At 70.5% G+C, this 17,992-nt stretch carries 15 protein-coding genes; 4 read left to right on the plus strand and 11 right to left on the minus strand.

The genetic code is table 11. The annotated features are described in order from the left end of the window. Positions 1-14 precede the first annotated feature (14 nt). Positions 15-1,064, minus strand: coding sequence for an FUSC family protein (locus ACI3KX_RS16350; RefSeq protein ID WP_404910375.1), 1,050 nt, complete (start codon positions 1,062-1,064; stop codon positions 15-17). Positions 1,065-1,077: 13 nt separating this feature from the next. After that, entirely contained in the window at positions 1,078-1,701 is a 624-nt protein-coding gene (locus ACI3KX_RS16355; protein ID WP_404910376.1) for a TetR/AcrR family transcriptional regulator, read from the minus strand. Between the two features lie 129 nt (positions 1,702-1,830). Here ACI3KX_RS16355 and ACI3KX_RS16360 point away from each other — a divergent pair, with 129 nt between their 5' ends. Both ACI3KX_RS16360 and ACI3KX_RS16365 read left to right on the plus strand, forming a co-directional pair. After that, the gene (locus ACI3KX_RS16360) at positions 1,831-2,637 is read left to right on the plus strand and encodes a sugar phosphate isomerase/epimerase family protein (RefSeq protein ID WP_404910377.1); all 807 of its coding nucleotides are present in this window, start codon (positions 1,831-1,833) and stop codon (positions 2,635-2,637) included. Continuing rightward, positions 2,637-3,764 carry a Gfo/Idh/MocA family oxidoreductase gene (locus ACI3KX_RS16365; RefSeq protein ID WP_363356821.1) on the plus strand — a complete coding sequence of 376 codons (1,128 nt, stop codon included), beginning with the start codon at positions 2,637-2,639 and terminating at the stop codon, positions 3,762-3,764. Before ACI3KX_RS16360 ends, ACI3KX_RS16365 begins: the two co-directional genes overlap by 1 nt. Before the next feature lie 115 nt (positions 3,765-3,879). On the opposite strand, the gene ACI3KX_RS16370 is transcribed toward ACI3KX_RS16365, so the two are convergent. The 7 genes from ACI3KX_RS16370 to ACI3KX_RS16400 form a co-directional block, all read right to left on the minus strand. Then, positions 3,880-6,618, minus strand: a complete 2,739-nt coding sequence (locus ACI3KX_RS16370) for a Tat pathway signal sequence domain protein (RefSeq protein ID WP_404910378.1) — start codon at positions 6,616-6,618, stop codon at positions 3,880-3,882. 57 nt (positions 6,619-6,675) lie between these two features. After that, on the minus strand, positions 6,676-6,813 hold the full coding sequence (locus ACI3KX_RS16375; RefSeq protein WP_404910379.1) for a LacI family DNA-binding transcriptional regulator: 138 nt from the start codon (positions 6,811-6,813) through the stop codon (positions 6,676-6,678). Next, a complete protein-coding gene (locus tag ACI3KX_RS16380) occupies positions 6,813-7,442 on the minus strand; it encodes a hypothetical protein (RefSeq protein ID WP_404910380.1) in 630 nt (209 codons plus the stop codon). The genes ACI3KX_RS16375 and ACI3KX_RS16380 overlap by 1 nt, the downstream gene beginning before the upstream one ends. A 4-nt stretch (positions 7,443-7,446) precedes the next feature. Next, positions 7,447-8,334 carry a carbohydrate ABC transporter permease gene (locus ACI3KX_RS16385; protein WP_363356817.1) on the minus strand — a complete coding sequence of 296 codons (888 nt, stop codon included), beginning with the start codon at positions 8,332-8,334 and terminating at the stop codon, positions 7,447-7,449. Beyond that, positions 8,331-9,293, minus strand: a complete 963-nt coding sequence (locus tag ACI3KX_RS16390; RefSeq protein ID WP_404910381.1) for a carbohydrate ABC transporter permease — start codon at positions 9,291-9,293, stop codon at positions 8,331-8,333. Before ACI3KX_RS16390 ends, ACI3KX_RS16385 begins: the two co-directional genes overlap by 4 nt. 61 nt (positions 9,294-9,354) lie before the next feature. Then, positions 9,355-10,686, minus strand: a complete 1,332-nt coding sequence (locus ACI3KX_RS16395; protein ID WP_404910382.1) for an ABC transporter substrate-binding protein — start codon at positions 10,684-10,686, stop codon at positions 9,355-9,357. Between the two features lie 115 nt (positions 10,687-10,801). Beyond that, positions 10,802-11,878 (minus strand): substrate-binding domain-containing protein, encoded by a 1,077-nt coding sequence (locus ACI3KX_RS16400; RefSeq protein ID WP_404910383.1) that lies wholly within the window; start codon positions 11,876-11,878, stop codon positions 10,802-10,804. A gap of 109 nt (positions 11,879-11,987) precedes the next feature. Here ACI3KX_RS16400 and ACI3KX_RS16405 point away from each other — a divergent pair, with 109 nt between their 5' ends. Further along, positions 11,988-13,961 carry a DUF2264 domain-containing protein gene (locus ACI3KX_RS16405; RefSeq protein ID WP_404910386.1) on the plus strand — a complete coding sequence of 658 codons (1,974 nt, stop codon included), beginning with the start codon at positions 11,988-11,990 and terminating at the stop codon, positions 13,959-13,961. Further along, positions 13,958-14,959 carry a hydroxyacid dehydrogenase gene (locus tag ACI3KX_RS16410; protein ID WP_363356812.1) on the plus strand — a complete coding sequence of 334 codons (1,002 nt, stop codon included), beginning with the start codon at positions 13,958-13,960 and terminating at the stop codon, positions 14,957-14,959. The genes ACI3KX_RS16405 and ACI3KX_RS16410 overlap by 4 nt, the downstream gene beginning before the upstream one ends. A 38-nt stretch (positions 14,960-14,997) precedes the next feature. Here ACI3KX_RS16410 and iolD read toward each other — a convergent pair whose 3' ends face one another. Together iolD and iolB are read right to left on the minus strand one after the other, a co-directional pair. Next, on the minus strand, positions 14,998-16,911 hold the full coding sequence (iolD, locus tag ACI3KX_RS16415) for a 3D-(3,5/4)-trihydroxycyclohexane-1,2-dione acylhydrolase (decyclizing) (protein ID WP_404910384.1): 1,914 nt from the start codon (positions 16,909-16,911) through the stop codon (positions 14,998-15,000). Next, complete coding sequence (gene iolB, locus ACI3KX_RS16420) at positions 16,911-17,825, minus strand: 5-deoxy-glucuronate isomerase (protein WP_404910385.1); 915 nt, start codon at positions 17,823-17,825, stop codon at positions 16,911-16,913. The genes iolD and iolB overlap by 1 nt, the downstream gene beginning before the upstream one ends. Between the last annotated feature and the right edge of the window lie 167 nt (positions 17,826-17,992).

Consider the following 17,992-nt stretch of genomic DNA (forward strand, 5'->3'; position numbering starts at 1 on the left):
CGATGGATGCCGCGTCAGTCCTCGCGCGCGTGGAGCACGCCCGTGACGGCGCCCAGCGCGGCTCCCGCCAGGGTGTCGATCACCCGCTCGGTCGCCACCGCCACGGTGTCGACCGCGCCGGTCGCCGCACCCGTCAGCAGCAGCACCAGCGGCGTGATGAAGACCAGCGCGAGCGCGTAGTTCCGCACGATGAACAGCTCGATCGTGAACTGCAGCACGCCCAGCAGCAGCGCGAGCCACAGCGCCGGGATCGGCAGTTGCGCCAGCAGCAGGTACACGCCCGCACCGAGGATCGTGCCGATCATGCGGTGCAGTCCCCTGCTGAACGCCGCGCGGCGATCGGCGGCGACGCCGATGACCGCGACGGCCGCGCCGACGATCCAGTAGGCCCGGTCGGGGTCGAGCACCAGGCCGACGACGATGCCGACCACCGTGGCGATCGCCACACGGGCGAGCAGCAGGCGCTGGCCGGGGGGCCACGCGGGTCCGGGAAGAACCTGGCGCAGCGGCCGCGCGGCGACCCGGCGACGGCTCGGCAGCACGAGCGGAGCCAGCGACACCACGCCGGCGAACAGGATGCCGCACGCCACTGCTGCGACATAGGTCGCGGCATCCGCTCCCGACGCCACGATGTGCGCCGACAGCCCGTAGACGAGCACGATGAAGAGCGGCCCCGGCGGGCCGACGGCGAAGCCGAACAGGGCCGCCGCGGCGGCGATGGTCACGACCGCGAGCCCGATGATCGTCGCGACCGGCGACGGTCCGGCCAACGCGCCGAGCGTCGCGGCGACGAGGAGCCCGCCCGCCACGAACGGCACCACGCGCAGCCGCTCGAGGACCGGCAGATGGGTCGCGTAGAGGGCGACGAAGGCCCCCGTGGCCGCCTGGAATCCGAGGTCGGGGCGGTCCAGCAGCGTCATCACGGTGATCGGGACCGTCATCGCCACAGCGGCGCGCAGTCCGATCGCCCACCGCGGCGCGGGTGCCGGTGCGAGGCGGAAGAGGCTCGACACCGCGTGGGTCAGGTCGGCGGCGAACCGGCGGCCGCTGCTCTTGCGGGGCATGCGTTCGTCCTGCTCAGGCCGACGGCTCGGTCGCGGTGCTCCCACTGAGCAGCTGATCGAGCAGGGTGAGTGCGGCGTCCTGCGGCGCGTCCACGTCGAGCAGCCACTGGGTCTGCAGGCCGTCGGATGCCGCGATCACGAGTGCGGCGACCGCCATCGGGTCGACGTCGGACCGGATGCGTCCGGTCGCCTGGTTGCGGCGCACGCGCGCGGCGAGATCGGCGCGGACGCGCGCGAAGCGGGTGGTGGCGAACTCCCGTGCGGCCGGATGCCCCTCCTCGAGGGCCGACGCCACGAGCGTCGAGTAGAGCTGCACGAGCCCCTGCACCTCGCGGTTCGACTCGGTCCAGCCGCGCAGCATCTCCACCGGCGTCATGTCGGCGTCGGCCGGGTGCTCGTCGTCGCCGCGACGCTCGGACTCGCGGTACACCTCGACGAGCAGCTCTTCGAGCGAGCCGAAGTAGTGCTTCAGTGCGGCGTGGGTGACGCCGACCTCCTCGGCGATGGCGCGCAGGCTCGTGCGGTCGGAACCGCGCCGCGCGAACACCTCGATGGCCCGGTCGAGGATCTCCTGGCGGCGGGCCACGCCCTTCGCGTACGACCCGCGCAGGGCCGGCTGGTGCTCCTCATCCCCCATGCGGCCCATGCTACCGAATAAAAACCTCCACATGGAGGTTTTCGTGGTAGCGTGATGCGGTCCGGGCGATCCCCGTCCGTCGACGCCACTCAGACACCCGTCAAAGCAGACAACGAAGGAGCGCGACCGATGCCGGTCCAGACATCCATCCAGCTGTTCACCGTCAAGGACGCACTCGAGGCCGACCTCGACGGCACCCTCGCCGAGCTCGCCTCCCGCGGCTTCACCGCCGCCGAGCCCTACGACTTCGTGCGACGGGCCGAGCCCCTCGCCGCCGCCCTCAAGGCCAACGGCATCGCCGCGCCCACCGGTCACGCGTTCCTCGCGTCGTCCTCGTTCGTCAACCCCGACGGCACGACGACGACTCGCCCCGTTCCCACTCCCGAGGCCGTCTTCGACGCCGCGGACATCCTCGGCATGACGACGGTCATCGAGCCCTACACCGACCCCGCCCTCTGGCAGAGCCGGGAGCACATCGCCGAGATCGCCCGGCAGCTCAACGCCGCCGCCGAGATCGGCGCCGCGCGCGGCATCCGCGTCGGCTACCACAACCACGCCCACGAGCTCGAGACGACCTTCGACGGCAAGACCGGCCTCGAGGTCCTCGCCGACCTGCTCGATGAGCGCGTCGTGCTCGAGGTCGACCTGTACTGGGTCGCCCGCGCCGGCGTCGACTCGCCGACGCTGCTGCAGACGCTCGGCGACCGCGTGATCGCCGTGCACGTCAAGGACGGCACGCTCGACCCCGAGGCCGTCGCGGCCTACCCGCCGGCCGACCAGGTCCCCGCGGGCCAGGGCGTCGTGCCCCTCGACGAGGCGCTGGCCGCGGCATCCGCTCTCGAGGTTGCGATCGTCGAGTTCGACCACTTCAACGGCGACCTGTTCGACGCCGTCGAGCAGAGCCGCGTCTTCCTCGACGAGAAGGTCGCCGTCTGATGGCCGCCTCTTCCGGAGCCGTCGGCGTCGGCATCATCGGCGCGGGCAACATCAGCGACCAGTACCTGACGCACCTCACCAGCTTCCCCGACGTGCGCGTGATCGCCATCGGCGACGTGATCGAGGACCGCGCCAAGGCGCAGGCCGAGAAGTACGGCGTGCCGCGCGCCGGCGGCGTCGACGTCGTGCTGAACGACCCCGACATCGAGATCGTCGTCAACCTCACGATCCCGGCCGTGCACGTCGAGGTGTCGGAGGCGATCATCGCCGCCGGCAAGAACGTATGGACCGAGAAGCCGATCGGCGTCGACCGCGAGGAATCCCAGCGACTGCTGCAGAAGGCGGATGCCGCGGGCCTGCGCGTCGGCGTCGCACCCGACACCGTGCTCGGACCGGGCGTGCAGACCGCGAAGCGTGCGATCGCCCGCGGCGACATCGGCCGCCCGCTGTTCGCGACGACGACCTTCCAGTGGCAGGGTCCGGAGCTCTGGCACCCGAACCCGGCGTTCCTGTACGCCAAGGGCGCCGGTCCGCTGCTCGACATGGGGCCGTACTACGTGTCCACGCTCGTGCACGTGTTCGGCCCGGTCGCCTCGGTCGCCGCGCTCGGCCTCCGCGGCGTCGAGACCCGCACCGTGAAGTCCGGAGAGCTCGCCGGCCAGGAGTTCCCCGTCGAGATCCCGTCGACGCTGTCGGTGCTGATGGAGTTCGAGCAGGGCGGTCAGGCGCAGAGCCTGTACAGCACCGACTCCCCGCTGCTGCGCCACGGCATCGTCGAGATCAACGGCACCGAAGGCACGATCGTGATCCCCGACCCGAACACCTTCGGCGGCGACATCACGATCACCCGCCCGCTCACCGACGTCTCGGTGCGGGAGCAGGAGATCCTCCAGGTGCCGCAGGAGGGCGTCCTCGCCGGTCGCGGCCTCGGTCTGCTCGACATGGCCCGCTCGATCCGCGACGGCCGCCCGCACATCGCCACCGGCGAGTTCGGCTACCACGTGCTCGACACGCTGCTGTCGATCGAAGAGGCCGCCGAGTCGCGCACCTACGTCGAGGTGCAGAGCACCGTCGGCGAGGTCGGCTCGCTGGCCGCGGACTTCGATCCGCTCGCCTCCACGCTCTGACCCACCGGTTCACTCGAAGACCCCCTGCCACGCGGCAGGGGGTCTTCGTGCATGGGAGAGCGGATGCCGCGACCCGCGGCATCCGCCGACTTCGCGAGCGTGCTCGTCGCCCCGATCAGATCTCGTCGCCGACCAGCGCGAGGCACTGCATCGCGGCGAGCCCGTACTGAGCACTGGCGTTGGTGCTGAACGGCGCCTCGTCGATCGGGTTGAGAACGGTCGGCCCCTCGATGCGCGTCGCAGTGAACGCCAGGCTTTCGGGGTAGCCCGCGTGCCCGGTGCGGAACTCCTTCCAGGCTCGTTTTGCGAGGGTTGCGTCGCCGAGCTGGTGCGCGGCGTACGCGGTGGCGCGGGAGTACGCCTGGCGCAGGTTCTGATTGCCCCACGACGAGCCCGTGATCGCGATCTGCTCCGCCGAAGTGGCGTTGTAGAGGCGGCAGTAGTTCACCCACTGCTCGGTCACCTCGGGGTCGTCGATGAGGTCGATGAGCTCGGTCATGAGCTCGAACAGGCCGAAGACGGAGTCGAGCGAACCCACCTCGACGCTCTTCTCGCTCGGTCCGCTGAACGTCCCGTCCGCCAGGTTGTAGCGCACCTCGCCGCCTTGCGACCATCCGTTCGGAAGCGCCGCGATCGTCTTGGCTCCGTTGACGAGCTTCGCCTCGGCGATCGGATCGCCGTTGCGCTCCCATTCGGCGAGCCAGGCGAGCGCGAGAGCGCCCCAGTCCGTCGTGGTGGAGACGCCGAGCGCGTCGGGCTGCGGGTTGTATACCTCGTCGCGGATCTTGCGTGCCGGATCCAGCACGAGGAAGGTCTTGTCGGCATCCACGAGATCCTTCATCAGGTCGCCGACGCGCTCGTCTGCGGTGAGGAAGTAGTAGAAGCGGCGGTAGCCGGCATTGCTGATGCGCTGCTGTTTGGCGCTGTCGGCCCAGTGCATGATGCCATGGCGGGTGCCGAGGTCACGGTATTTTCCGAGGTGATACACGTCCACCTCGCCGGTGTGCCGCGTCATCGCCTCCGCGAAGCGGAATGCCGTGGCGTCTCCCGTGCGCAGGTAGTGGTACCAGAGCCACATGTCGGTGCTGAGCTCGGAGTTGTCCCACGCGTAGCCGCCGACGTCGTACCGCCAGACATGGCGATCGCGATCGAACTCGTGCATCACGTCGCCGTAGTCCCAGAATCCGTACCACGAGCGTTGATCCACCTGGTCGACGTAGTGCTGGTGCATGAAGGCGAGCTTGTCCTCGACCGCGATCTTCGCGAGGTTGGACCGATCGACCGGCGCCCACGAGCCGAACACGCCGGCGGAGTGGTTGTGCTCCGGCGTGCTGATGAGAAGCGGCGGTGTCGCGTTGGCGTCGGCCAGCGCGCTGAAGTCCCCGGCGGTCGGCGTCGCGCCGAGCGCCCAGAAGCTCAGCTCCGTGGTCCGCGCCACGCCATACGGAGAGCCGAAGCCCGGCTCGTAGTCCTCGTAGGTGATCTCCAGCGCGTCCAGCTGCTTGGCGTAGGTGTCCTGGCCGAGCCCGTCGTGGTAGAACCGCAGGTCCATGGCCCCGGCCTTCGGCGACCACATCCACGCCGTCGCGGTGGCCCTGTCTGTCGCCGCACCGGAGATCTCGAGCTCGGTGGGGTGCAGCTGCCAGAAGTTGCGCACTCCGAACGCCAGGCCGCCGGCCGGGCTGCCGACATACGCGAGCCCGCGGGCCCGGCGTCCCGCGTCGACGCGGATCCACGAGTGCCCCGCGGATGTGCGCTTGCGGATCTCGAAGCCCTGCGCTGTCAGCTGGCTCAGGCTGTGGTCGCCCCACGCGGGGATCCACTGCAGCCGTGAGGTCACACGCTGGTCCCACGTCGCCGGATCAGGCGTCCACGTGCCCGCGATCTGTGCGCTCCGCGCCGCGGCGCCCGGATCGCGACGGAGGCCGGTGATCCCGCGCACCGCTTCGCCGAGGACGCCGGCGCCGTCGCCCGCGAACCGGATGTGCCGATCGTGCAGCTGGGCGGCCAGGGGCACCGAGAACGTGAAGCCGATCCCGGTGATGAAGTCGGCGTTCTCGTCGCCGTCGAACACGAAGCTGTGCACGACGCGCACCCCGTCGGAGCCTGCGTACAGATAGAACCGCACGTCGAACGGCAGCCAGGTGCGGTTGCCCCTCTTGTGGGTGCCGGTGACGCGCACCACCGCACGCACCGGGCCCTTCTGCTCGACCTTGACCGCCGACACCTGGCTCTGGAACTGCTCGCGGACCACCTTCTCGGCACCATCGGTGTCGGGCTTGTCCTGGCGCATGGCCACGAGCCTGCCTTCCTCGGCGATCACGGTGTCACCCCGGCGGATCGATGAGACGAGGTGCGCCCCGTTCTTCGGGAACTCGACACGGATGACGCCGGTGTCGACGACGACCCGCCCCGGGTTGTCGGAGACGGAGATGGCGGATGCCGGGGCGGCGGGAGCGCCGGGCTGCAGCGAATAGCCGGCGGCGCGACCAGACGCGCCGCTCACCGCATGGGCCGTCCATTTGACCGAGCCGTCAGGCCACCAGCCTGTGGGCCAGCTCTGGACGGGGACCGACTCGCCCGAGTCGGCGACGAGCGCGAAGGTCTGGTCCGGGCTGAGCGCGCCACGGGGCCAGGGCACGCCCCACGTCGTCCCTGCGACGAGCTGGGCGGGCGTTGAACCCTCCAGCCAGCGCAGCGGGATCGGCCCGTGCCCCGTGAGCGCCTGCGGGACGACCTGACCGAAGGCGCCGCGCAGCCCCGGCGCCGCGTGCGCGGCCGACGGGGACGCGAACGCCGCGGCGACTCCGGCTGCGACCGTCGACTGCAGCAGTGTTCGACGACTGATGTCCATGGCGATGACTCCTCGATGAATCCGCGGAGCCGTCGCTGACTCCGACCGCCACCGAAACTAGGCCGGAACCTCGCGCCGTCTGATCAATCGGACAAAAGCGTTCAGCACGCGGGAGGCCGTCGATGGCGACACACCGGCCGCGCGCGCGACGTCCTCGAGCGTCGCCTCGGCCGGGACCAGCGCGTCGGCGGACATCAGCGGGATCGGGTGGCGACCGCTCTGGTGGCCAGCACCAGCATCCCGGGAACGAGCACGACCAGCGGCGCGAACATCCAGACGATCAGCGCGCTCAGCGCGAGGGCCAGCAGGAGAAGGAGCGACCCTGCGATGTCGCGCGCGGACTTCTCGGCGGCCTCGCGGATGAGCGCGCTCCACCGCGAGGCGGGGTCCCAGCCGCCGGCCGCTCGGAGCAGCACCACTGCCGCCATGACACCGATCGCCCCCGAGCTCCAGCGGAACACCTCTCCCCCCGGCATCCCCTGCATGGCGGGCGTCGTGAGCGTGACGGTGACGGCGGCGAACGCAACGGCGCTGGCGACGCCCCAGAGCCACCCGCTGCGCAGCGCGCGCAGGAAGTCCCGCCCCAGCTCGACGAGCGAGTCCGACTCGCCCTCGACGTGCCGGCGGAAGTGGGAGGCTCCGGCCGCCATCGCGGGGAGCGCCGTCACCGCCGGGATGGCGAGCACCGCCACGGCGAGACTGACGACGATCGTCTCGGAGAACAGCGTCAGACCCCGGCTCGAGAGCAGCCGCGCGACCCGCCGCGGCCCCTGCCGCGACGGGTGCGCGCGGCTTGCGGCGCCGGCCGTGTTCACGTGCGTCATCGCCTCAGCCCTTCAATCCCTGGGTCGCCACGCCGTCCACGAGGTACCTCTGGAAGATGAGGAAGAAGAGGAAGACCGGGATCAGCGCGAGCACGGCCATCGCCATCTGCGCGCCGTAGTCGGCCGACGAGCTCTGGTCGACGAACAGCCGCAGCGCGATCGGCAGCGTGTACAGGTCGGGGTCCTTGAGGTAGAGGAGAGGCCCGAAGAAGTCGTTCCACGTCCAGATGAACGTGAAGATGGCGCTCGTGACCAGCGCGGGCTTCAGCAGGGGCAGCATGATCGCACTGAACGTGCGGTAGTGCCCGGCGCCGTCGATGCGCGCCGCCTCGTCGAGCTCGCGCGGCAGCCCCCGCATGAACTGCACCATCAGGAAGACGAAGAAGGCCTCGGTGGCGAGGAACTTTCCGAGCAGCAGCGGCGTGAACGTGTTCACGAGTCCAAGTGCGTTGAACATGATGTACTGCGGGATGATCACGACGTGGAACGGCAGCAGGAGCGTCGCGATCATGATCCCGAAGTAGACGTTGCGTCCCGGGAAGCTGATCCGGGCGAACGCGTAGGCGGCGAGCGCGGACGAGAGCACCACGCCGATCACCGACGCCACCGCGAGGATGGTGGAGTTCTGGAAGAAGGTCCAGAACGACACCCCGCCGATGCCGCTGAGCGCTCGCTCGTAGTTCTCCGCCGTCACCTCGCGCGGGAGAAGCTGGGCGTTGCCGACGATCTGCTCCGACGGCTTGAAGGTCGACAGCAGCATCCAGGCGACCGGGTAGAGGATCACCACGAGCAGCGCGAGCACCACGACGTGGAAGACGATCTCCTTGCCGGTCCAGCGCCGACGCGGCCGGCGCGCGGTCTTCGCGGTCACGAGCAGTTGCGTGGCGCTCATCGTCCTTCATCTCCTGCGTAGTGGACCCAGAATCTCGAGCTGCGGAAGAAGATCACCGTGATGAACGCGATCACGAGCACGAGGATCCAGGCCATGGCCGAGGCGTACCCCATCTGGAAATCGCGGAAGCCGCGGAAGTAGAGGTACAGCGTGTAGAAGAGCGTCGACCTCGCGGGACCGCCGGTGCCGCCCGAGATGATGAACGCCGAGGCGAACACCTGGAACGCGTTGATCGTCTCGAGGAGCAGGTTGAAGAAGATCACCGGGGACAGCATCGGGATCGTGATCGCCCAGAACTTGCGGAGGGGACCGGCGCCGTCGACGGACGCGGCTTCGTACAGCTCTTGGGGGACCTGCTTCAGACCGGCGAGGAAGATCACCATCGGCGCGCCGAACTGCCAGACGGCGAGCAGGATCAGCATCGGCATCGTCTTGTCGGGGTCTCCGACCCATCCGCCGGCAGGGAATCCGAAGAACTGCTGGATGCTGTCCACGGGGCCGTCGTCGATGAACATGGCCTTCCAGACCACGGCGATCGACACCGACGCTCCGACGAGCGACGGCAGGTAGAAGGCGGAGCGGTAGAAGCCGCTGCCGCGGAAGGTCGCGTTCAGGACGAGCGCGACGCCGAGCGCCGCCGCGAGCTTGAGGGGCGTGCCCACGAGCACGTAGGTCGCGGTGACCTTCCACGCCTGCAGGTAGTCCGGGTCGCTCCACAGCCGCACGAAGTTGTCGAAGCCGACCCACTGGGGAGGGCTGAAGAGGTTGTAGTCGGTGAAGGCGAGGTACAGCGAGGCGATCATCGGCCCGGCAGTCAGCAGAAGGAAGCCGATCAGCCAGGGGGCGAGGAAGACGTAGCCGGCGCGGATGTCCTCCCACCGGCGTCGGGGGCGGCGTGGCGGGGGCTGCGTGGGCGGCGTCTCCGGCGGCGCCGGCGGTGCGAGTGTGTCAGCGGTCATGGCAGTGCCTCTTCCGGATGCTGCGGGCGGCGCGCATCGCTGCACGCCGCCCGCGTCAGGATCACTTCAGTGCGTTGTCGGCCTCGGCGAACCAGCGCTCGGCCGCCTCCTCGGGCGTGGCGGCACCGTAGGCGACGTCCTGGCTGATCGCCACGAACGTCTGCTCGAGCGTGCCCAGGCCCTGGACGGCGGGCGGAGCCTGACCGTCGAGCTGGTCGGCGACCGCCTCCTGGTAGGCGAGGATCTTCTCGTCGAGCTCGTTCGCCTCGATGCCCGCCGCGGCCGTCGACGACGCCGGGACGCCGCGCGACATGCCGAAGATCGCACCCACCTCGGGATCGTTCACCAGGAAGTCGATGAACGCGGCCGCCTGAGCGGGGTGTTCGCTGTTGGCGCCGATCGAGAGCATCAGACCGGGCTTGAGGAACATCCCGGTGCTGTCCTCGTCGTCGTAGGGCGGGATGGCGAGGGAGAGCTCGGGGGCTGCGGGACCCTCGCTGAAACGCGCGAGGAAGTTCGCCCAGCTGACGTCGCTGGCGATCTCGCCCGCACCGAGCGCGTCCACGCCCTCCAGCTGCGCCTGTCGTTCGGCGGGCATGGCCGCGCCCGACTCGTGCAGCGGGGCGCTGCGCGACCACCAGTCGGCCAGGTCGCTCTGCTCGAAGCCCAGTTCGCCGCCGTCGATCAGCGACAGGCCCTGCTGGCCGAGCCAGATCTGGAACAGCCAGAAGTACTGCGTGTAGTCCAGCGAGCCGTACACCACGGGATCGTTCGATGCGCCGGCGGCCGAGACCTCGGCCAGGAACTCGTCGTACTCGTCCCACGTCACCGGCCCCTCGGGCACGTCGACGCCCAGCTGCTCGAGCAGCGGCTCGTTGTACAGGGTCGCCAGCGTGCTGCTCGAGGAGGCGAGGCCGAAGATCTGATCGTCGACCGCGCCGGCCTCGACGAGCGACGGCTCGATGCCGTCGGTCGCGATGGCGTCGCCGAGGTAGTCATCGAGGGCGAGGACGTGGCCGAACCCGCCGTACTCGGCGAGATAGGCGAGATCCATCTGGAACACGTCGGGGAGAGTGCGGCTCGCGGCCTCGGTGTTGCGCGCGGTCCAGTAGTCGCCGAAACCGGCGTAACCGGTCTGGATGGTGATGTTCGGGTTCTGCTCCTCGAACAGGTCGATCGCCGCCTCGTAGCGCTCGGCGCGGCTGGCGTCGCCCCACCACGCGAAGTTCAGCGTGACTTCCTCGTCGGGATCGGCCGTCGCTGCGGGCGTCTCACCGCCGCCGGAGCAGCCGGTGAGCACAGCGAGTGCGCCGACCGCGAGGGTGGCCCCCGCGATGAGTGCGCCGCGCCGGGCGGTGGACCTGGTCGCACTGGTGAATGCTCGGGATGTCATCGGAGCCTCCTTGCTCGTTGCCTCTCGTCGCTCGCGCGGCGAGATCCCGCCGGGAGCGTGCAGAGACAAGGTAGATCGAGGCCCCGAGCGTTCCTGCCCAAGTGGACAAAAACGATCAGGCGATCGTGCCGCACGACTCCCGGACCGTCAGCCGGGGCAGCATCGTGATGTGACGTGCCGCCGTCGCCGAACGGTCCGGTGCGGCGATCCGCTCCGTCATGATCCGCAGCACCTCCTGGCCGAGGTCACGCCCCGGCGCGGTGACACTCGTGAGCGGCACCATCGCTAGGCCGGCCGTGTCGTCGTCGTACGCCACGATCGCGAGGTCGTCGGGAACCCGGATGCCGCGATCCGTCGCGAGCTCGACGAGCCGGGCAGCGTGCACATCGGTGTGGACGATCGCCGCCGCGGTCGAGGTCCGTCCGCACGCATCGAGGAACGCGACCAGGGCGTCGTCGAGCGGTTCGTCATCGCCTTCGTCACCCTTCGGGAGCGCGGCGTAGGGAGCCTCGGCGAGTCCGAGCCGGGCGATCGCGGACGCGTGTCCCTCGCGGATGAGCGGGGCGGTCGGCGTGCGATCGAACAGGGCAAGCCCGACCGCGGCATGGCCCAGCGCGGCCAGGTGCTCGACGGCGAGCTGCGCGCCGCGCGCATGATCGGTGCGGGCGCTGTCGAACGCCGCGAGCGCCGTCGACTCCAGTCGCCGCTCGAGGAACACCACGGGCACGGGGATCGTGCGCACCCACTCGGCCAGCTCGATCTCGGTGCGACTGCGCATGGTGGGAGCGAGGATGATGCCGGCGACGCCGACATCGACCAGCCGCTCGACCTGCCGCTGCTCGAGCTCTTCCCGGTACTGCGACGTCGCAAGCACGATCCGTGTGCGGCCACCGCGGGAGGCGGCATCCATTCCTCGCACGATCTGGGGAAAATGGCTGACCGACGAGGGAACGACGACACCGATGTTCGCACGTGCCGGCTGGGCGACCGGCGGCGCACCCAGGGCGATCGCGCCACCGTGGACGCGAGCGAGCCTGCCCGCCTGCTCGAGCTCGACGATGTCTCGCCGCACCGTCACCTGCGAGACGCCGAGCTGCTCGGCGATGTCGGCGGCGCTGACGCTGCCGTGCAGCTCCAGCTGCCGCAGCAGGTGTTCGTGCCGAGTCCTGGGAAGAGCGTTCTGTCCCACCATGTGCGAAGTCCGTTCGTCGCAGTCTGATCCGGGTGCCCGTTCGTGATCGAATTTGTCCGAAAGAGCGGATGAGTACAGGAGCGTAATGCACGATCGACGGGTGACGACGATGTACCGGGATGCCGCAGCGACGCCGACGACCGCACGCGACCGGTGGCAGCAGCTCGCCGATGAACTGCTGCAGGCGGCCGGTGCGCACGCGTCTCCCAGTGGGTCACTGATCACGCTGCCGGGACCGGTCAGCGCGTCGGGCCGGTGGAGCGACGGGCTCGAAGGATTCGCCCGCACGTTCCTGCTCGCGGCGTTCCGCGTGCGGGGCGCCGACGGGGCCGACCCCTCGGGAGTCCTCGAGCGGTACGCCCGCGGTCTCGTCGCAGGAACGGATGCCGCGAGCCCCGAGCGGTGGCCCACCATCGCCGAGCGCCGGCAGGCCGTCGTGGAGGCGGCATCCGTCGCGATCGCCCTCTCGGAGACGCGGCCGTGGCTCTGGGATCGGCTCGACGACGCCGTGCAGAGCCGCGTGGTCGAGTGGCTCGGCGGCGTCGTCGGCACGAGCGGCTACACGAACAACTGGATCTGGTTCCAGAACGTCATCGAGGCGTTCCTCGGCTCCGTCGGCGGGCCGTGGAAGCAGGACGACCTGGATCGCAACACCGAGATCCAGGAGAGCCTGTACATCGGCGACGGCTGGTACTCGGACGGGAGCGGACCCGACGGCGTCCGCCGCAGCTTCGACTACTACGCGGGCTGGGCATGGCACGTCTATCCCCTCCTGCACGCCCGCATCCGAGGCGTCGAACTCGAGGAGCTGCACCGCGAGCGCCTGCGGGCCTTCCTCGACCAGGCGCGGGACCTCGTCGGGTCGCACGGCGACCCGCTCTTCCAGGGACGCTCGCTCACGTACCGCTTCGCGATGCTCGCGCCGTTCTGGGCCGGCACGCTGGCGGGCGCCACTCCGCTGGAGACGGGCGCGACCCGGGGCCTCGCCGATTCGGTGCTCGACCGGTTCCTCTCGGCAGGAAGCGTCGACGACCGCGGGCTGCTGTCGATCGGATGGCACCGCGAGTTCCCCCCGATCCGGCAGGTGTACACCGGCTCGTCCTCGCCGTACTGGGCGAGCAAAGGGATGCTGGGGCTCTTGCTTCCGCCGGAGCACCCGGAGTGGTCGGCCTCGGCGCCCGCTCCCGATCGGCCCGCCGTCAGCGTGCGCGCGCTGCCCGCGCCGGGCTGGCTCGTGGTGCGCTCCGAGCAGGACGGCATCGTGCGCGTGCTCAACCACGGCTCGGACGGATTCCGTGGACCGGCCGGAGCCCCGCGCGCCGACAACCCGTTCTACCAGCGCCTCGGCTACTCGAGCTCGACCTCGCCCGCACTCACCCGCGCCGGCGTGGGGCGGCCGCTGGAGTCCCACGTCGCGCTGCTCGACGCGGGCGGGTATCCGTCGCATCGCGACGCCATCGAGCCGGTGCACGTGGGCGGGCGCGTCGCGGTGTCGCGCTCCCGCGTGCACTGGCTCGACAGCGGGACCGATGCGGCCCCGGCCGACGTTGCCGGATGGGCATCGCTGCGGCGTGGACCCCGGGTCACCGTCGCGTCCGTGGCGAACGGCGTGCACGAACTGCGCCTCGCCTGGTGGAGTCCCGCGCCCCCGGTCGCGACGCCGTCGGCGTCCGCCGATGCGGACTCGGTGTGGCCGGTAGACGAGGGCCCATGGACCTTCCGCGTCGGAGGGTGGCCACTCCCCGTCGACGCGGGACAGTGGGCCGGTGAGGGCGCGAAGGCTTGGAGGGCCGACGGGCTGACCACCGCGGTGCGAGGGGTGCGCGGGCTCGCTGAGACCGGCCTCGACCGCCGCGAGGACGGCGATCCGTTCGCGTCGGGCGCCGTCACCCCGTGGGTGGCCGGGGCCGAGCCGGCGCATCGCGGCCACATCGTCGCCGCGCTCGTCACGCTGGGCGCCGTCGGGGCGGGCCTCGACCTCGCCTTCGTGCCGGCCGTCGAAATCGAGTCCGACAGCATCGTCGTCCGCTGGCCGGACGGAACCGTCGATGTCGTCCCGACCGACGGCGAGGTCATCGGATGACCCGTCCGCCCACCCTGCTCGCCATGGAGTCGCCGCAGCTCGCCGGCGACCTGTTCGACGCGCGGGCGCGCCGTGACCTCGATCGCATCGTCGCGGTCCACGCCGAGGTGCTGACCCCCGAGCTGTCCGCCATCCCCGCATCGACCGAGGACGTCGAGATCCTCATCACCGGATGGGGTGCACCGCGGCTCGACGAGGCGACCCTCGCCCACTGGCCACGGCTTCGGGCCGTGGTGCACGCGGCCGGGTCGGTGAAGCGCCTGGTGACTCCTGCCGTCTGGGAACGCGGCATCCGCGTCTCCAGCGCCGCCGGCGCGAATGCCGTCCCTGTCGCGGAGTACACGCTGGCGGCGATCCTGCTGAGCGCGAGCGATGCGCTGCGCTCGGCCCACGACTTCTCGCGGACGCAGGACATGCTCGCGGCGCGCCCGCGCGGCGACGTCGGCGCATTCGGCATCACGGTGGGCGTGATCGGCGCATCGCGCATCGGGCGACGCGTGGTCGAACTGCTGCGGCCGTTCGACGTCGACTGCCTCATGTTCGACCCGTCGCTCACCGCCGAGGAGGCAGCCGCGCTCGGCGTCGAAAGGGTGTCGCTGCCCGAGCTCCTCACGCGGTCGCGGGTGGTGTCCATCCACGCGCCCGCGCTTCCCGAGACGCATCGCATGATCGGTCGCACCGAGCTCGCACTCATGGCCGACGGCGCCACCCTCATCAACACCGCGCGGGGTTCCCTGGTCGACACCGATGCCCTGGTGGACGAGCTCAGAGCCGATCGGCTGCGGGCGGTGCTGGACGTCACCGATCCGGAGCCGCTGCCGGCCGGCCATCCGCTGTTCTCGCTTCCGGGCGCCACGCTCACACCGCACATCGCCGGGTCGATGGGCAATGAGCTGCGACGCATCGGCCACCACGTCGTGGCCGAGGTCCAGCGGTTCGTCCACGACGGCGCGCTCGCCGACGAAGTCACCTCACCCGATCTCGTCCGCATCGCCTGACGCGCGACCTGTGGACGCCACAGCGTGCGGCCGCCGGCTCAGCCGAGCAGCGGGCGCTGAGCCTTCTGCTGCGACAGGTACGCGTCGCGGGCCTCCTGCGTGCTGTCGAGCGTCGAGACCTCGGCGACAGGCACATCCCACCAGCCGGCACCGTCGGGGGCGTAGATCAGCGGGTCGCTGTTGATGTGGATGAACGTGGACCGGTCGGATGCCTTCGCCTGCGCGACGGCCGCCTTCAGGTCGTCGATGGCGGAGGTGCCGGGCTCGACCTCGATGACGTCGAGGCCGTAGCTGCGCGCGTTCATCGCGAGATCGACGGGCAGGACCTTCCCGCCCTGGAAGTTGCGGGCCTCGCCGTCGTACTCGCGGTACCAGGTGCCGAAGCGCTCGGAGCCGACCGTCTCGGAGAGGTGCCCGATCGACGCGAAGCCGTGGTTCTGGATCAGCACCACGATGATCTTGATGCCCTCGGCGACCGCGGTCACGAGCTCGGTGTTGAGCATGAGGTACGACCCGTCGCCGACCATCACGATGACGTCGCGGTCGTCGCCGTCGGCGAGGAGCCCGCGCTTGGCCCCGAGCCCGCCCGCGATCTCGTAGCCCATGCACGAGAACGCGTACTCGACGTGGTAGCCCAGCGGGTCGCGGACGCGCCACAGCTTATGGAGGTCGCCCGGCAGCGAACCCGCGGCCTGCACGACGACATCCTCGGGGGCGCTGGCGGACTGCACCACGCCGAGGATCTCGGGCTGGCCGGGCAGCGCGCGCCCCGAGGGCGCGAACGCCGCGTCGACCGCGGCATCCCACTCCGCCTTCTCGCGCGCGATGCGCTCGGCGTACCCGCCCGCGACCGCGAAGCCCTCGAGCTCGAGGGCGAGCGCCGCCAGCGCCTCGCGGGCGTCGGAGATCACGGGCAGCTGCGAGCCGTGCTTGTACGCGTCGAACGAGGCGACGTTGATGTTGACGAACACGACATCGGGGTTCTGGAACGCGGTGCGCGACGCGGTGGTGAAGTCGCTGTAGCGCGTGCCGATGCCGATGATGACGTCGGCCTCGGCGGCGAGGCGATTGGCCGCGAGCGTGCCGGTCGCTCCGACCCCTCCGAGGTTCTGCGGGTGGTCCCAGTTCAGGGCGCCGCCGCCGGCCTGCGTGGTGCCGACCGGGATGCCGGTGGCCTCGACGAGCGCGCGGAGCTGGTCTTCGGCGCCGGCGTAGATCACGCCGCCGCCCGCGACGATGAAGGGGTTCTTCGCGCCGCGGATCGCCGCGACGGCACGAGCCAGTGCACCTCGCTCGGGCAGCGGACGACGGAGGTGCCACTCGCGGTCCTGCAGGAACTCGACGGGCACGTCGAGCGCCTCGGCCTGCACGTCCTCGGGGAGGGCGATCGTCACGGCGCCCGTCTCGACGGGGTCGGTGAGCACCCGCATCGCCGCGAGGGCGATCGAGTACAGCTGCTCGGGCCGCTGCACGCGGTCGAAGAACCGAGACAGCGGGCGGAACGCGTCGTTCACGGTCAGGCCGATGTCCCACGGCTGCTCGAGCTGCTGCAGCACGGGGTCGGCGACCCGGGTCGCGAAGGTGTCGCTGGGAAGCAGCAGCGCCGGGAGGCGATTGGCTGTCGCGAGGGCGGCGGCGGTCAGCATGTTCGCCGCGCCCGGACCCACCGAGGCGGCCGACGCGTACGTTCCGCGTCGCCGGTGCATGCGCGCGTAGCCGACGGCCTGGTGCACCATCGCCTGCTCGTTGCGGGCCTGGTGGTACGGCATCAGGGAGGGATCCTCGACGTTCAGCTGCTTGAGCGCCTGGCCGATGCCCGCGACATTGCCGTGCCCGAAGATGCCGAACATGCCGGGGATCGTGCGCTCGCGGATCTCGCCGTCGACGGTCCACTGGTGGGCCAGGAACTCCACGAGCGCCTGGCTGACCGTCATCCGTTTCGTCGCGCCCATCAGCTGCGACCCTCCTTTCGCTCGGTGAACGGCAGCCGCTCGTCGATTCTCTGCCCGGTCCAGGTGTCGCGCACCCAGGCGTGCGCGGGATCGTCGCTGATCAGCCACTCGCGCTCGGGATCGGGGCCGGCCATCACGTTGAGGTAATACAGGTCGTAGCCCGGAGCCGCCACAGCAGGTCCGTGGTATCCGAAGGGCACGAGCGCAATGTCGCCGGTGCGCACCATCGCGTTGATGTCGATCTCACCCGCGGGCGAGGAGTAGGTGCTGAACATGCCGAAAGCGGCATCCGCCGCCGACGGCGCCCCCGCCACCGGCGCCGTCTCGAAGTAGTAGATCTCCTCGAGGCGCGACTCGTGACCGGGCACGTGCTCGTCGTGCTTGTGCGGCGGGTACGACGACCAGTTCTCAGCCGGCGTGATCACCTCGCACACGATGAGACGGGCAGCGTCGATGGCGCGCGGGGTGCCGAAGTTGTGCACCTGGCGGCTCGAGCGCCCGGCCCCCCGCAGTTCGACGAAGGTGTCGGATGGCGGGACGTACTGCCAGTGCCGCGCCTCGGTCGTCGGCGCCTCGGCGATCGCCACGCGCCCGCGGCCGCGGATCTCCGCCGTCGTTCCCGTCGGGAGGTACAGCACGTCCGTCGGGCCGTCGAACACGGAGCGCCGGCCGCGCAGTCGGGTCTCCCACTCCCCCGGGTCGTGGCGGTGCAGCACACTGAACGATCCGGCGAGCGGGACGACGATCCGCTCCACACCCCGGTCGTCGAGCGTCAGCGACTGTCCCTCTGCGATCTCGGCGACACGGATGCCGGTGTGCTGCCATCCGGCAATCGATGCGTCCACGACGCTCTCCCACCCCTCCCGGGCGAGGTCGCCGCGGCGGTGGAACCAGCGCTGGTCCGTAGTGCTCATCTCGTGCTCTCGTGAATCGATCGTATGGACGGATGCCGAGGTCAGTTGTTCTGGGGGAAGCCGAGGTTGATGCCGCCGTGGTGGGCGGGGTCGAGCCAGCGGCTGGTGATGGCTTTCTCGCGGGTGTAGAAGTCGAAGCCGTGGACGCCGTAGGCCTTGGCGTCGCC

The organism is Microbacterium sp. ZW CA_36, from assembly GCF_044987475.1.
GTDB lineage: Bacteria > Actinomycetota > Actinomycetes > Actinomycetales > Microbacteriaceae > Microbacterium.

Coding starts and splice junctions, on each gene's coding strand:
- ACI3KX_RS16350 (WP_404910375.1), bottom strand. CDS start 1,064: ATGCCCCGCAAGAGCAGCGGCCGCCGGTTCGCCGCCGACCTGACCCAC.
- ACI3KX_RS16355 (WP_404910376.1), bottom strand. CDS start 1,701: ATGGGGGATGAGGAGCACCAGCCGGCCCTGCGCGGGTCGTACGCGAAG.
- ACI3KX_RS16360 (WP_404910377.1), top strand. CDS start 1,831: ATGCCGGTCCAGACATCCATCCAGCTGTTCACCGTCAAGGACGCACTC.
- ACI3KX_RS16365 (WP_363356821.1), top strand. CDS start 2,637: ATGGCCGCCTCTTCCGGAGCCGTCGGCGTCGGCATCATCGGCGCGGGC.
- ACI3KX_RS16370 (WP_404910378.1), bottom strand. CDS start 6,618: ATGGACATCAGTCGTCGAACACTGCTGCAGTCGACGGTCGCAGCCGGA.
- ACI3KX_RS16375 (WP_404910379.1), bottom strand. CDS start 6,813: ATGTCCGCCGACGCGCTGGTCCCGGCCGAGGCGACGCTCGAGGACGTC.
- ACI3KX_RS16380 (WP_404910380.1), bottom strand. CDS start 7,442: ATGACGCACGTGAACACGGCCGGCGCCGCAAGCCGCGCGCACCCGTCG.
- ACI3KX_RS16385 (WP_363356817.1), bottom strand. CDS start 8,334: ATGAGCGCCACGCAACTGCTCGTGACCGCGAAGACCGCGCGCCGGCCG.
- ACI3KX_RS16390 (WP_404910381.1), bottom strand. CDS start 9,293: ATGACCGCTGACACACTCGCACCGCCGGCGCCGCCGGAGACGCCGCCC.
- ACI3KX_RS16395 (WP_404910382.1), bottom strand. CDS start 10,686: ATGACATCCCGAGCATTCACCAGTGCGACCAGGTCCACCGCCCGGCGC.
- ACI3KX_RS16400 (WP_404910383.1), bottom strand. CDS start 11,878: ATGGTGGGACAGAACGCTCTTCCCAGGACTCGGCACGAACACCTGCTG.
- ACI3KX_RS16405 (WP_404910386.1), top strand. CDS start 11,988: ATGTACCGGGATGCCGCAGCGACGCCGACGACCGCACGCGACCGGTGG.
- ACI3KX_RS16410 (WP_363356812.1), top strand. CDS start 13,958: ATGACCCGTCCGCCCACCCTGCTCGCCATGGAGTCGCCGCAGCTCGCC.
- iolD (WP_404910384.1), bottom strand. CDS start 16,911: ATGGGCGCGACGAAACGGATGACGGTCAGCCAGGCGCTCGTGGAGTTC.
- iolB (WP_404910385.1), bottom strand. CDS start 17,825: ATGAGCACTACGGACCAGCGCTGGTTCCACCGCCGCGGCGACCTCGCC.